The organism is Rhizobium sp. 01N447_2 (assembly GCF_056399245.1).
In genome coordinates, this window is the sequence record NZ_JBFTQY010000048.1 from 35,859 (window position 1) to 48,696 (window position 12,838).

Sequence of the window (12,838 nt, forward strand, 5' to 3'; positions counted from 1 at the left end):
TTCGCAGATAGCCTGGCTTTTCACTTGAAATATCGCGAGTTGGAATCGCGCTCAAATTCGTGTCGTAAGAGTCCGCCTGAAGCGTGTGATTCTTACGACAACGTTTTGCCAACGTCACTTTTGGGTACACCCAAAAATTACATTCAAATGTGACGCTCGCAGAGCGTTTCCGCGATCGTAGCCAGGAGAACCTATCGATCCGGGCATCGGCCCTCAACCTGGTCGTCACCGCCATCATTCACTGGAATACGATTTATACCGGCCGCGTCGTCAATGCCGTGCGAAACGCTGGAGAAGCCGTCCCCGAGCATCTGCTTTCCAGTCTGTCCCCGCTCACATGGGAGCACGTGAGCCTGACCGGCGACTACCTTTGGGAAGACAAACCCGCTGTCGATGAAAAGGGCTTCCGCGCAATCTCGTTCGGTCTTTGATCCGGCTACCGTATATCTGTGCCCCTTTAATGTTCAGGGGCCCTCTTGCGCAGTGCAAGTGATTGCGACGTCCGAAGATCGTCCGGTCATAGTGTTAAATCGTGCTCGGTGCTGTTGAAAGCGACTTGCCGGTGATCTGGCTGGCGGCCACCGCATAACCGCCGGCGGCGCCATCGATGAAATGGATGTGATCGCGCGCGATCGGCGTCGGCACGAAGCAGGTCATCAGCGCTGAGGATTGTCGATGCAGGCCGTAGCGAGCCACACCCTTGGCCTGTGCCTGTTGCAGCAGGGTCTCGATGCGCTTCAGGTGTTCGGCGTCGACGTCGATCGTCATCTTCAGCCCGTCATCGAACTTGCGGAAATCGGAATTGTCGGCGACGTCGCGCTTGTAGCGGCGTGCATCGAAGCGGCCGAGCGGAATGCCGAGCCTGTAGCACGCAACCGTGATGCCGAGCTGCAGGAAGATGAAGAGCTTCTGCCAAAACCGCCGGCTGGGTGGCGCGGTGGCTTTGGCTTCGCGATTGATGCCATGCAGCGAGAAGGCAAGGTCCGGACCATCGGCCGGTACCGGATGGCTGTCCCTGTTCTGCTCGGTGGTGATGGCGACGATGCCGCCGACGAGCTCTTGAAATTCTCGGCCTGGCCGACCTTCGCCGGGCACGGCGATAATCGAGACGATCTCGCCGTTTCTCGCATCGATCGGGCTCCAGCGGCAGGAGAGACCGGTCAGATCCGGGCGGGTTCCAGCCGGCGCGCGGGCAATGCCGTAACGGCCGAGCTTCATCTGTCTTTCGGCCCAGCTGGTGCCGCCGCCCCAGAACATCGCATAGGTGACGTTGGGGCTTGCGGAGTAACGCGCGACACGGACGTCGAGGCCCTCGGCGCGGGTGTCGGCGACCGGCACGATGGCGACGCGCAGCACCAGGTTCAGATCTTCCTCGACCCAGACCTGCGCGGCGGCAAGGGCGTCGCGTGCCGCCGCCTCCAGCGAACCCGGAAGCGCGATCAGCGCGCCGTCGCCGCCGAAGACGAAGGGATAGTCGCCCTTGCCGACGGCATTCAGCACCGCTGAGATGACGCTGGCGCCCGCCATGTTGACGTCCTTGTAACGGCCGGCGCCGATCGCCTGCGTCGAGCCGACGATGTCGGCGAGCGCCAGCACCCATCCGTCCGGCAACGGCCGGTAGTTGGCCGCGTCGGTCACGCCCTCGAATTCGCTGAAGAGCGGCACTTCGGCAAAGAAATCTTCGTCGGTCACGGTTTTCATGTCATCGAGCTTAGCACAGACCCATGTTGCCACTGCAACGCCAATTCCCATTTACGGCAATCGACTTGGCAAGGTTTCATGTGTTAGAGCCTTTCCTGGTTTCCAGGACGCACGGAAACGCCCTATCTTTTTGTTTTTATGCAATTCCGAACGCAAAACCGCTGCCGCACTTTTTGCTGGAATTGCTCCAGGACCGCTAACGATTTCATGACGGATACGGATTAGATGAGCCGCCTCGACAGCTTCATTCGCCGGTTGACGGCTCAACGCGACATTCTGAACTCGATCATCGATCTGGTGGGAGAAATTGAAGGCCCGGTGCTGGAGTTCGGCCTCGGTAACGGCCGCACCTATGATCACCTGCGCGAGAATTTTCCAGGCCGGCGCATCGTCGCCTTCGATTGGGAAGTGCGCTCCTATTCGGCCTCGACACCGGAGGCAGAAGACATGGTGACCGGCAATATCCGCGAGTCCGGTCAGGCCTTCGTCGGCATTGGCGCGGCCCTTGCCCATGCCGATATCGGCACCGGCCACGACGAGATCGATGCGGTGACGCTGACCTGGCTGCCGCAGCTGGTGGCCGGCGTGCTCGCCCATAACGGCTTCGCCGTCAGCGGGCTGCCGCTGGAGCATCCCGAGCTGGTGGCGCTGCCGCTGCCGGACGGCATCAAGGAAGGCCGTTATTTCCTCTACCGGCGCACGTAGAGGATAGCATCGGCCCTACTGCATAAAATTATGCAGCCATTCAAAGTGCTACAGCGCCGCGGCTCTCGAAAAGAAGCGCGGCGCTGTCGTGTTTCGCTTCACGCCACCAGACCCTTGGTCAGTTCCAGCGCCTGCCGTTCGAACAGCCGGCGATAGATACCGTTGTTGAGCCGGATCAGCGCCTGGTGGTCGCCTTCTTCAACGATATTTCCCTTGTCGAAGACCAGCAGCCGGTCCAGCGCGCGCACGGTGGACAGCCGGTGGGCGATCACCAGCGTCGTGCGGCCGTTCATCAGACGTTCCATGGCCTGCTGGATCTGCACTTCGCTCTCGCTGTCGAGGCTCGATGTCGCTTCGTCCAGGATCAGCACCGGCGCGTCCGCCAGGAAGGCACGGGCTATGGCGACACGCTGCCTCTCGCCGCCCGACAGCTTGACGCCGCGTTCCCCCACCATCGTCTCATAGCCCTTGGGAAGGTCCATGATGAAGTCGTGGGCACTCGCCTGTTTTGCCGCCTGCTCGATCTCGCGGCGCGAGGCGTTCGGCCTGGAATAGGCGATGTTTTCGGCCAGCGTGCGGTGGAACAGAATGGGCTCCTGCTGCACGATGGCGATCTGGCCGCGCAGGCTTGATTGCTTGACCCCTGCGATATCCTGCCCGTCGATGCGGATCGCCCCCGAGTTGACGTCATAGAGGCGCTGGATGAGCTTGACGAAGGTCGTCTTGCCAGAGCCCGAATGTCCCACCAGGCCGACGCGCTCACCCGGCTTGATGGTGACCGAAAAGTCGTCATAAAGCGGGGTGGGATGCGCGCCATACTGGAAGGTGATGCGATCGAAGACGATCTCGCCCTCGCCGATCTTGATCGGCTTGGCGTTGGGCTTGTCCTCGATGCCGAGCGGCATCTTGTCGAGCAGCACCAGTTCTTCCATGTCGTTGACGGCACGCTGCAGATTACGGATGTCCTGGCCGACATTGCGCAGATAGCCTTGCAGAACGAAGAACATGGCCAGCACGAAGGTGATGTCGCCAGGCGTCGCCAGCCCCTGGCGCCACATCACCAGGCCCGTTCCCAGAATACCTGCCTGCATCGAAGCCATCAGGAAGCCCTGGATCGTGCCGCTCAATGTGCCGCGCTTCCATGTCCGACGCGTGCGGCTGTCCCATTTGACCAGCACCTGGCCCAGTCGCGTCTCTTCGCGGCTTTCAGCGCCGAAGGCCTTGACCACCGAATTGCAGCTGATGGCATCCGCCAGGGCGCCACCCAGCTTGGTGTCCCAGGCATTGGCAAGCCGTGCCGCCGGCGACACGAAGCCCATGGAAAGCGCCACGGTCACGCCGATATAGATCAGCGACCCCGCAGCCACGATCAGGCCCATGATCGGCCAGTAGCTGCCGAGCACGATGCTGGCGCCGACCAGCATGACGATGGACGGCAAAAGCKCGACCAGCAGCAGGTCGTTGAGCTGGTCGAGTGCCCACATGCCGCGGGTGATCTTGCGCACCGTCGAACCGGCAAAGCTGTTGGCGTGCCAGTCGGTCGAAAACCGCTGCACCTTGTGGAAGCCGTTATTCGTCACATCCGCCATGGTGCGCAGCGTCAGCCGGATGATGCCGTTGAAGATGAACCAGCGCAGTGCCACGCTGGTCAGGCCCAGAGCCACGACGATGACGAAGGCGCGCAGCGCCCGGTCAGCCGCATTGCTGCCGGCAATAGCATCGACGATCTGGCCGGAAAACACCGGTACCATGACTTCGGCCAGCGTGCTGGCAATGACCAGYACAATAATTATGCCCACCAATACAGGCCGATGGCGCCAATGATGGAAAACAAAGCCGAGCACATGGCGATAGGCATCGGCGCGGAAATCGAGCTTCTTGCGAGTCATTTTAATCGCTCGGCGCCGTATCGGCGGCCGGTCCTCAAAATCGAGAGTTGCATGGCACAGCCCAAGCGGGAGACGAAATGATCCCGTCAGATCAATCGGGCTATGAATTAAGGGAAAACCGCATGTCGGGCGCGCTTGAGGCGGGCCGCGAATGGAAATGACCTAGTGTCGGGACATTCCGCACGGGAAGGTTTCGATGATTGCTGGCATGCAACGCCTCCCTTATGTTTGAACTAAAGCGGTGAGCGTTTTGTACCGAAGCAATTCGCCATTGCCAAGCGGATATTTGCAACCTTACAGAAAGTGATGCGGAAACGACACACCTTGTGCGCTTGCGAGGTCACGGTTCGGCCGGCGTGCTCGCCCGTAACGGCATCGCCGTCTGTGGTCTGCTGCTGGAGCACGCCGAGCTTGTGCCTCCGCCTGCCGACGTCAAGGAGGGCCGTTATTTCCACTACCGCAGGACGTAATCCCCGCTCATGAGGCGCAGGAATAGGGTGTGGCCGGGCGAGCGGTCAGTTTCGCCTCGAAGTCGGCGGCGATTTTGTCCAGCGTCACGCTGTCCAACCGTCGCAGCAGCAGGGCCTGGGCTTCCTCCATCGCGTCGCCGAGGGCGACATTCACCGCCTGTTCCACAAGACACTGCGGCTGATCGTCGGCTGGGCCGATGGCGAAGAGATGCGGCTCGCCGATGGCGCGATAGACGTCGAGCAGGGTGATCTCGGACAGCGGACGCACCAGCGTCCAGCCGCCTCCATGGCCTTTCTCGGAGCGGACGTAGCCCTGTTCGCGAAGGCCGGCCATGGTGCGGCGGACGACGACGGGATTGGTGTTCAGCATTTTCGCAATCATGTCGGAGGTCGCCGAGTGCTGGTGCTTATCCATGTGGATCAGCACGTGCAGCATGCGTGAAAGGCGGCTGTCATTGCGCATGGGTCTCTTCCTGTCGATCGGACGGGTCATTATCGCAAGCGGATCGTAACAAGACAAGTGACATGATGCTTGACGGCGTCATATCATGTAACTTATGTTGAGCCATGAGTTCGATACCCAAGGAGAGTTCCATGTCGTTCGAAGCCATCGTCATCGGCGGAAACTTCGCCGGCCTTTCGGCCGCCATGCAGCTGGCCAGGGCGCGGCGGCGCGTGCTGCTCGTTGATGCCGGCGCGCCGCGCAATCGCTTTTCTGAAGCGTCGCACGGGTTCCTCGGCCAGGACGGCCAGACGCCGGCGACGATCATGCGGGAGGGAAAACGGCAACTCTCGCTTTATCCGACCGTCACAATCCGACAGGGGAAGGTCGTCCGGGCGCAGAGCGATGGTGACGCGTTCATTGTCGGCACCGAAGACGGCGACGAAGAACGAGCCGCGCGCATCCTGCTTGCAACCGGCGTCAGCGACACACTGCCGGAAATCCCGGGCCTCAAGGAGCGATGGGGCCGCTCCGCGCTGCACTGCCCCTATTGCCACGGTTTTGAGGTCAGCGGCGGCAAGCTCGGCGTTCTCGCAAACCATCCGCATTCGGCCCATTCGGCCCATTCGGCCATGATGATCCCGGACTGGGGCGCAACGACCTTTTTCACCCAGGCGCTGTTCGAGCCCGAGGAAGAGCAATTGGGGAAGTTGACCGCCCGTGGTGTCCGCATCGAACGCAGCCCTATCGTCGAATTGTTGGGCGACAATCCGAAGCTTGAGGCCGTTCGCCTCGCTGATGGCCGCGTCTTGCCGCTCGATGCCGTCTTCGTCGCGCCGAAAACGTCGATGGCAAGCCCGGTTGCCGAACAGCTCGGCTGCGTCTTCGACGACGGCCCGTTCGGGCCGGTCATCCGGACCGGTGAGAATAAGGAAACCACCATCAAGGGTGTCTTTGCCGCCGGCGATGCGGCAAGCGCCATGCATAATGCCACGCTCGCTTCCGCCTCAGGCGTGCTCGCCGGCGTGCATTGCCATCAATCGCTTGTCATGCAGTCGGTCGCATAAGGCGCAAATAGCACGTCAAACGGGTGAAAGCCTCCCAGCAGGTCAGGTCCACACCGCTTCGTCGAACTGAAAATCTCAGCGCTTTAAGCATGGCTTTTAAAATAATCAGCCGATTACCGCTGAAACACATAAATCCGCGGCAAATGGAGCAATTGCCACAAGCCACGGTTAAGTTACCGCCAGTACCGCCCCGGTGTCGTACTGCCGCACGAAATCCACCCGCATGCCGTTCCAGTGATAGCAGTAATGCCGCCCTTGGACAGGAATGGTTATGGCGTCCGGCCAGAAAATGCCGATACAACGTTGACCGGGCATTCGAACGCTGTTCCACAAGAGACCATCGCTGCCCGCTGCACGAAGTTCGCATCCCTCAATCTGGGAAGCGGTGTAATCGTCCGGATGCAGGGCGCCAGGCACCGCGTTCACGTCGTCCAGTTCTCGGTCCACGCTGCCCACTAGGACGCGAAAGTCCGATGTCCACCCCGGACGCTGGGGCGTTGAGCTCATGAACTTCTGATGATGATGTATTGTTTCGGCGACAGCGACTTCTTCACTGTCGCATGCATAGTAGAGACCATAGCTTCCGTCCGTGAAGCGTCCCGGCCGCCCCGTTGAGCAATGGACGAATGGGGCCATTACATAACTAGCRCCGGTGCCCGAAACGCGGCGGTTCGCGGGCACCTTTCCAAGATCGCCCACCTCATATCGAATGCGCGGATTCGTTTTCGCCTCGACGGCCACAAGGGCCTCCCAGTCGCGGGGGTCGGCGATGTCCTCGAACAAATCGATTGGCGGATAGATCGATCTAATGATGCGGTAGGTTTTAGGCCACTGTACGCGGGAGCGGACAGCAAGCCCACTTACCATGCGCTCCGCTCCGCATCGAGCCATTCACGCATCACGGCAAGATCAGAAAGCTCGCCCTGAAGCATCACGTCCAGCGCCGACTTGCCGCCAAAGGCCGTATTAGGTGCTTTGATCCACTCATATCCCCTTGATGGGTCCTTAAACAGATGCCGCACCCCTTTGTGGATACCCATCAGGTGAGCCATCCGCATTTTCAGGTCCCGATCGACACGTCCCACGTTGCCTTCTTTCCACCGTGCCCATGTGCGGGCTGACAAACCTCCGAGCAAGGTGCAAGCCTGGGCCTCCGTGAGCTTCCAGGCGTTGAAGAGGTTTACCGTCGTGCGGGCCAGCGCCCCTGCTTCCACATCGGTGATTTCAGCCGATGTCCTGTTAAAGGGAGTCGAAGCAATAGGTTGAAGCTGCATGGCATCCTCTCTTTCTGGCAGAAAGATAGCATATTATTGCCAATTGGCAAATCCAAATTCTCCTTCAAACGACCGCATCACATGGACAGCAAAAAGGGTGGCCGAACGACTCGTCACCGAGGTGAAAATCTCAAGGCGTTAATCATTGCTTCTAAAATAACGTGCCGTTGCAACCGACTTATTGCAATTTCTACGTTTGAATTGTAGCTGTTTTTCAGCCGCAGCTACTATGGCTCAACGACCGTGGTGAGACAGTAGCAGACGCGCAGCACGCAGAACGGGGGCATCGAGTTGGGGTTTACTGACGCTGTTGGGACGGCTCTTGTACAGAAATATGCAACTTTCTCGGGCAGGGCCTCCCGCTCGGAATATTGGTGGTTTGTCTTATTCTATTTCACGGTGCTGTTCGCGATCGGAATCGCGTGTCTTGTGACCTCCAGCTTTTCCGATTTCCGGGACGGAGTTCCGCCACCAGTCGGCCTCCTCGTGTTCATCGGCGGATTGACTTGGCTGGCAATGTTTTTGCCACAGGTGGCCCTTCAGGTTCGCCGTTTCCATGATCGAAATATTTCCGCTTGGTGGTATCTCGCGCTGTTCGTCGGCGGCTTCGTTCCCTACTTCAACGTCATTGCCGGTATCGCGATCCTCGTGATCTGCTTGCTTCCAGGCACGGAAGGTCCGAACAAATACGGGCCAGATCCGCTGCGTCCCCAAGCGCGAGCGGAGGTCTTTGCCTAGCACATGGCCATCCGCAACGTTGGCCTGTTGGGTCTGTCCCTGGGCCACGATTCAGTTTCCGCATCAGCGAGCGTCTGTTTGAAGCAACCGACTTATTGCAATTTCTACGTTTGAATTGTAGCAGTTTTCTGAAGTGACTTTCAGGCAAGACGATGATGAGACCGTCGATCACCGTGCTTGAATCAGCATAAATGGGGGCATTGAAATGGGATTTACTGAAGCTGTTCGGACAGTTTTAACGCAGAAGTACGCAACCTTCTCCGGCAGGGCTTCCCGCTCGGAATATTGGTGGTTCGTGTTGTTCTATACCTTGGTAGGGCTCGCGCTTGTAATTTTGGCTTTGGCGGTAGGCGCCTTTTCCGACCAACAGGGTGGAGTTTCGTCAGCGGTGGTCGCCATCATGGTGATCGGCGGATTGTTTGGACTTGCAATCTTTTTACCAATATTATCCCTTCAGGTTCGCCGTTTCCACGATCGCGACATTTCCGGTTGGTGGTATCTCGCGCTGATCGTCTTGGGCATGGTTCCCTATATCGGTACCATTACCGGTCTCGCGATCACGGTTATTTCCGTAATGAGGGGCACGGATGGTCCGAACAGGTTCGGGCCGGATCCGCTGCGTCCCGAAGCGAGAGCAGAGGTCTTTGCTTAGAGAATGACCATCCGCAATCTCGGCCTGCTGGTGGCTCTGTTGCTTGCCGCCTCGGCTCAGTTTTCGCCTGCTTGGGCGCAGGACAGCGACAGTCAGCAGGTTGGGGGCGGCGATCATCAAAAGAGCGCCGTCGGAGCCGAATATGCCGCGCAGTGCCAGCAGAACGGATTGCGCTGCACGCTCGTCTATGGCGACGCCTCTGCAAAGGTCGAACCGGCATCGAATACGACAAAATCGTCGCCACAACGCAAGCCGTTGATGAGCCCGCGGGAGCCGGTCGTCAACGGTCCTCTGGCGGTTGCCATCGTGCTTGTCGGTCTCATCGTGGTCATCGGCTTGTGGATACGCTTCGGCAACGGTGGCGTCTTGCTTTCATCGGCCCCACGCGACATCAAGCGGCAGGGGGAGGCGCCGGAAAGCTGGCGCACGTCTGCAGCCGAGGCCGAGGAACAGCCGAGCGACTTTCTGCAGCGCATTGCCGCCATGGCGGATCGCAGGCAGGCGCTTGTCCTCCTGCTCCGACATTGCCTGCTTCATGCAGCAGATATGACGGGAACACGGCTTTTCCGCTCGGATACGGAACGCGCCGTTTTCGCCCGTCTACCGAGCAATATGCCCGAACGCGATAAGCTTGAAAATTTTCTGACGGCAGTGGAGCTCGTTCATTACGGCGGCCGCACGCTTGCGGAAAGCCATTTCGGCGTCCTTCTGACGACGGCGCGCGGCTTGCTGTCATCAGGCAGAGTGGCCAATGCGTAACTCGGGGCCTCTTCTGTTGCTGGGGCTGTTGCTTCTGGCAGTCTTTGCGCTTTCGCGCGGCAGCGACTTCGACCGCTCGCCGCTTGGCAACAAGGGGTTGGAAACGTGGCTGCAAGCCAAGGGTATCCCTGTCGTACGATCCGACCCTCATGTCGCTCGGGCGCGTTCGGAAATCTCGCTGCGCATCATTCCCCTGTCGATACGCCAAGCCGAGGCTGTCGCACCTCAGGCAAACGAGGAAGCGGATGACGCAGGACCGGATAGCCCGATCCGGGAGTCAAACCGCTATGCGCTGCCGACACTGATCGTTTTGCCGAAATGGCGCGGCAGCGTGTCAACGGATGGTGTTGCCGGCAAATCCGGACTGGCCGATCTCTCCGATATCGGCGGCGAACTCGACAAGATCGGTTATTCAGATTTTGGCTTCGCCCGCAGCAGCACCGATTTTGAAGAGGCGCAGCCAAAGCTGAAACCGGGCCAGCCAATCAAGATTGCCCTCTATCTGGCCCAAACCTTCGAACGGTCCAGCCTCCCGAGCGGTTGGGAGGAGCTCGCGGGCACGCCGTCGGGCGCGCTGCTCCTGCGTGGCGCGGACGACCCCAACGTCTATCTGCTGTCGGATCCGGACCTGTTGAACAATCACGGACTGGCTCTGGCCGATAACGCCTCCTTTGCCGTGTCGCTCGTCACGCTGCTGCGCGGCGCGGGCGAGAAGCGGCCGGTCTATCTGGATACGGCCGGCCTGCCCCTGGATAGCAAGAAACCGGCGGATGAGGGCCGGACCTACGAGCGCTCTGCCTCCGATTTCAAGCGGTTTTTCGCTTATCCGCTGTCCGTCATCTGGGGAGTGCTGTTTGTCGTCGCCGCGATTTGTTTCTGGCGCGGCGCCTATCGCTTCGGGCCTGCCTTGAAGGAGACATCCGGAAACATCGAGCTGTCGAAGACCGCCGCGATCGACGCGACGGCGCGTCTGCTGCGCCTTTCGGGCAATGATGGCCGGATGACCGGACAGTTCGTGCTCCATCTGCTTGCGGACAAGGCGCAACTGGTCTTCGGCCCCGGAGCCGGAAACGAGGCGGGCATAGAGCGGCTGTTTCAACGCCTGGCGCGCCGCGATCAGGCGGCGGCGAAGGCATTGCATTCGTCAGCGCAGGCGCTGATCGATCGTGGACATCGGATGACGCGGGCGGATCTGCACCGCAATCTCGAAATTTTTAGAAAATCGCTGGGGAGCACTGACCTTGGATCTAGGTGAATTTCGCAATCTTATCGCTGCGGTTCGTGGCGAAATCGGCAAAGCGGTGCAGGGGCAGGATGCGATCATCGATCTCGTCCTGATCTCGATCTTTGCCGGCGGGCATTGCCTGGTCGAAGGTCCGCCCGGCACGGCCAAAACCCTGCTTGCCCGGTCGGTCTCCGCCGCCATGGCGCTGCAATATCGTCGCATCCAGTTCACGCCAGACCTGATGCCCGGCGATGTTCTGGGCGTCAATCTCTTCAATTTCCAGACCAATCAGTTCCACCTGACCAAGGGCCCGGTCTTTACCGACATTCTGCTGGCCGATGAGATCAATCGCGCCCCCCCGAAGACGCAATCGGCTTTGCTGCAGGCGATGAACGAGCGAATGGTCACGCTTGATGGAACCGATTATTCCCTGGGGCCGGACTTCTTCGTGCTTGCCACGCAAAACCCGATCGAGCAGCAGGGCACCTATCCTTTGCCCGAAGCACAGCTCGATCGCTTCCTGTTCAAGCTTGTCGTCGATTTTCCCAGCCGCGATACGGAAATTGCCATCCTCTCCAAACACGCGACGCAGGCACTGAAATCAGACCTGCGCAATGCCGGCATCCGTCCGCTTGTCACAAGTGCCGCACTTGCCGAGGGGCGGGCGCTGATCGATGCGATCCGTCTGGATAACACGATCCTGACCTACATCGTCGACCTGGTGCGCGCCACGCGCTCCGATCCCGACATTCTCTATGGCGCATCCACCCGCGCGGCCGACGCTGTTGCATCGGCAGTGCGCGTGCGCGCGGCTTTCGAGGGAAGGGATTACGGCTTGCCGGACGATGTCCAGGCGTTGCTGGTGCCTGCCTTGCGCCATCGCATCGTGCTTTCTCCCTCCGCGGAAATTGATGGGCGCACGCCGGACGAGGTGCTGCGCAATATCATGAACCGCGTGGATGCGCCCCGTTAAATGCGGCCATCCTCCACTCTAATCGCGCTCGTTCTGATATCAGCCGCGGTGACGGTCTTCACCAGCGTGTGGTGGCGCGACATGAGCTACTTCTTGCTCCTCATGTGGCTTGCGCTTGCAGCCCTGACCGTCGCCGATCTGGTCATCTCCAACCTGGCGGGCAGGATGACGGTCGATTTCGATCTGCCGCCGCAGGGCTTTGTCGGCCACACCGCCGCGTTTACGGTCGGTATCCGGTCGCAGAAGGGCGCGCTGTCCCGGAAAATCGAAATCCGGCTCGATCTCGCTCCCGAGCTGGTCGTCGACGAAATCCGATGGCTCAACCCTGCATCGGGTGCCGGAGAAGGAGAGGTCAAGGCCTCTCTGGACCTTCATCTGACCCGGCGGGGACGATACGCGGTCAACGCGCTATGGCTGAAGTGGCCATCGCGATTGAAGCTGCTCGAGATCATCGCGAAGATGCCCGTCGGGCAAGAGATCGCTGTCCAGCCCGACATATCGCCGGTGCTATCGGGAGCGATCAAGACCCAGATCCTGCCGCTGGAGGCCGGCCAGAAGGATTTGCGGTTGCGCGGCGAGGGATCGGAATTCCACCAGCTGCGTGAATTTGTAAGCGGCATGGATCCGCGCAGCATCGATTGGAAACGCTCGGCGCGCATGCGCAGTCTCGTCGTGCGCGAGATGAGGGCCGAACGAAACCACCAGATCATCCTCTGCGTCGATTCCGGACGGCTGATGGCCGAGCAGCTTGCCGGCTTCACGAAGCTCGATCGCGCCATCAATGCGGCGCTCGCCATGTGCTGGGGCGCAGGCCTTGCCGGCGATCTCGTCGGCTTCTACAGCTTCGACAGCCGCCCGCGTCTGTTCGTGCCGGCCTTGCCCGGACGAGCGGCCTTTCCGCGGCTGCAGACGGTGTGCGCCGGGCTGCGCTACGAAACCCAGG

The 12,838-nt window shown here is 60.2% G+C and carries 13 protein-coding genes and 2 pseudogenes; 10 read left to right on the forward strand and 5 right to left on the reverse strand.

The features are described from left to right. Nucleotides 1–164 precede the first annotated feature (164 nt). A pseudogene (locus AC1ECN_RS26235) lies at nucleotides 165–431 on the forward strand (Tn3 family transposase); the annotation flags it as partial. A 94-nt stretch (nucleotides 432–525) separates the two neighbouring features. Here the strand turns inward: AC1ECN_RS26235 and AC1ECN_RS26240 are convergent. After that, entirely contained in the window at nucleotides 526–1,701 is a 1,176-nt protein-coding gene (locus tag AC1ECN_RS26240; RefSeq protein WP_024321664.1) for a DUF3095 domain-containing protein, read from the reverse strand. Between the two features lie 225 nt (nucleotides 1,702–1,926). Between AC1ECN_RS26240 and AC1ECN_RS26245 the strand changes: the two genes are divergently transcribed. Continuing rightward, nucleotides 1,927–2,406, forward strand: coding sequence for a class I SAM-dependent methyltransferase (locus tag AC1ECN_RS26245; RefSeq protein WP_164582430.1), 480 nt, complete (start codon nucleotides 1,927–1,929; stop codon nucleotides 2,404–2,406). Nucleotides 2,407–2,504: 98 nt separating this feature from the next. Here AC1ECN_RS26245 and AC1ECN_RS26250 read toward each other — a convergent pair whose 3' ends face one another. Further along, nucleotides 2,505–4,295, reverse strand: a complete 1,791-nt coding sequence (locus AC1ECN_RS26250) for an ABC transporter ATP-binding protein (RefSeq protein ID WP_477954542.1) — start codon at nucleotides 4,293–4,295, stop codon at nucleotides 2,505–2,507. 350 nt (nucleotides 4,296–4,645) lie between these two features. Here AC1ECN_RS26250 and AC1ECN_RS26255 point away from each other — a divergent pair. Next, nucleotides 4,646–4,765 (forward strand): annotated as a pseudogene (locus AC1ECN_RS26255) (class I SAM-dependent methyltransferase); the annotation flags it as partial. Between the two features lie 7 nt (nucleotides 4,766–4,772). Here the strand turns inward: AC1ECN_RS26255 and AC1ECN_RS26260 are convergent. Next, nucleotides 4,773–5,228: an Rrf2 family transcriptional regulator gene (locus tag AC1ECN_RS26260; protein WP_018482609.1), complete on the reverse strand. Its 456-nt coding sequence runs from the start codon at nucleotides 5,226–5,228 to the stop codon at nucleotides 4,773–4,775. 131 nt (nucleotides 5,229–5,359) lie between these two features. On the opposite strand from AC1ECN_RS26260, the gene AC1ECN_RS26265 reads away from it, so the two are divergent. Continuing rightward, nucleotides 5,360–6,274, forward strand: coding sequence for an NAD(P)/FAD-dependent oxidoreductase (locus tag AC1ECN_RS26265; protein ID WP_477954544.1), 915 nt, complete (start codon nucleotides 5,360–5,362; stop codon nucleotides 6,272–6,274). A gap of 168 nt (nucleotides 6,275–6,442) precedes the next feature. On the opposite strand, the gene AC1ECN_RS26270 is transcribed toward AC1ECN_RS26265, so the two are convergent. Continuing rightward, nucleotides 6,443–7,141, reverse strand: coding sequence for an RES family NAD+ phosphorylase (locus AC1ECN_RS26270; RefSeq protein ID WP_477954546.1), 699 nt, complete (start codon nucleotides 7,139–7,141; stop codon nucleotides 6,443–6,445). After that, entirely contained in the window at nucleotides 7,135–7,548 is a 414-nt protein-coding gene (locus tag AC1ECN_RS26275) for an MbcA/ParS/Xre antitoxin family protein (RefSeq protein WP_018071517.1), read from the reverse strand. The genes AC1ECN_RS26270 and AC1ECN_RS26275 overlap by 7 nt, the downstream gene beginning before the upstream one ends. 291 nt (nucleotides 7,549–7,839) lie before the next feature. Between AC1ECN_RS26275 and AC1ECN_RS26280 the strand changes: the two genes are divergently transcribed. The 6 genes from AC1ECN_RS26280 to AC1ECN_RS26305 form a co-directional block, all read left to right on the forward strand. After that, the gene (locus tag AC1ECN_RS26280) at nucleotides 7,840–8,286 is read left to right on the forward strand and encodes a DUF805 domain-containing protein (protein ID WP_130657399.1); all 447 of its coding nucleotides are present in this window, start codon (nucleotides 7,840–7,842) and stop codon (nucleotides 8,284–8,286) included. Nucleotides 8,287–8,491: 205 nt separating this feature from the next. After that, a complete protein-coding gene (locus AC1ECN_RS26285; protein WP_047618252.1) occupies nucleotides 8,492–8,938 on the forward strand; it encodes a DUF805 domain-containing protein in 447 nt (148 codons plus the stop codon). A 3-nt stretch (nucleotides 8,939–8,941) separates the two neighbouring features. Further along, nucleotides 8,942–9,697, forward strand: a complete 756-nt coding sequence (locus AC1ECN_RS26290; RefSeq protein WP_477954547.1) for a hypothetical protein — start codon at nucleotides 8,942–8,944, stop codon at nucleotides 9,695–9,697. Further along, complete coding sequence (locus tag AC1ECN_RS26295; protein WP_477954549.1) at nucleotides 9,690–10,952, forward strand: hypothetical protein; 1,263 nt, start codon at nucleotides 9,690–9,692, stop codon at nucleotides 10,950–10,952. Before AC1ECN_RS26290 ends, AC1ECN_RS26295 begins: the two co-directional genes overlap by 8 nt. Continuing rightward, a complete protein-coding gene (locus tag AC1ECN_RS26300; protein WP_018071512.1) occupies nucleotides 10,939–11,895 on the forward strand; it encodes an AAA family ATPase in 957 nt (318 codons plus the stop codon). The genes AC1ECN_RS26295 and AC1ECN_RS26300 overlap by 14 nt, the downstream gene beginning before the upstream one ends. Beyond that, nucleotides 11,896–12,838 (forward strand): DUF58 domain-containing protein (locus AC1ECN_RS26305; protein ID WP_477954551.1); only part of this gene is annotated, 943 nt, incomplete at its 3' end.

Coding starts and splice junctions, on each gene's coding strand:
- AC1ECN_RS26265 (WP_477954544.1), top strand. CDS start 5,360: ATGTCGTTCGAAGCCATCGTCATCGGCGGAAACTTCGCCGGCCTTTCG.
- AC1ECN_RS26290 (WP_477954547.1), top strand. CDS start 8,942: ATGACCATCCGCAATCTCGGCCTGCTGGTGGCTCTGTTGCTTGCCGCC.
- AC1ECN_RS26275 (WP_018071517.1), bottom strand. CDS start 7,548: ATGCAGCTTCAACCTATTGCTTCGACTCCCTTTAACAGGACATCGGCT.
- AC1ECN_RS26240 (WP_024321664.1), bottom strand. CDS start 1,701: ATGAAAACCGTGACCGACGAAGATTTCTTTGCCGAAGTGCCGCTCTTC.
- AC1ECN_RS26260 (WP_018482609.1), bottom strand. CDS start 5,228: ATGCGCAATGACAGCCGCCTTTCACGCATGCTGCACGTGCTGATCCAC.
- AC1ECN_RS26295 (WP_477954549.1), top strand. CDS start 9,690: ATGCGTAACTCGGGGCCTCTTCTGTTGCTGGGGCTGTTGCTTCTGGCA.
- AC1ECN_RS26245 (WP_164582430.1), top strand. CDS start 1,927: ATGAGCCGCCTCGACAGCTTCATTCGCCGGTTGACGGCTCAACGCGAC.
- AC1ECN_RS26285 (WP_047618252.1), top strand. CDS start 8,492: ATGGGATTTACTGAAGCTGTTCGGACAGTTTTAACGCAGAAGTACGCA.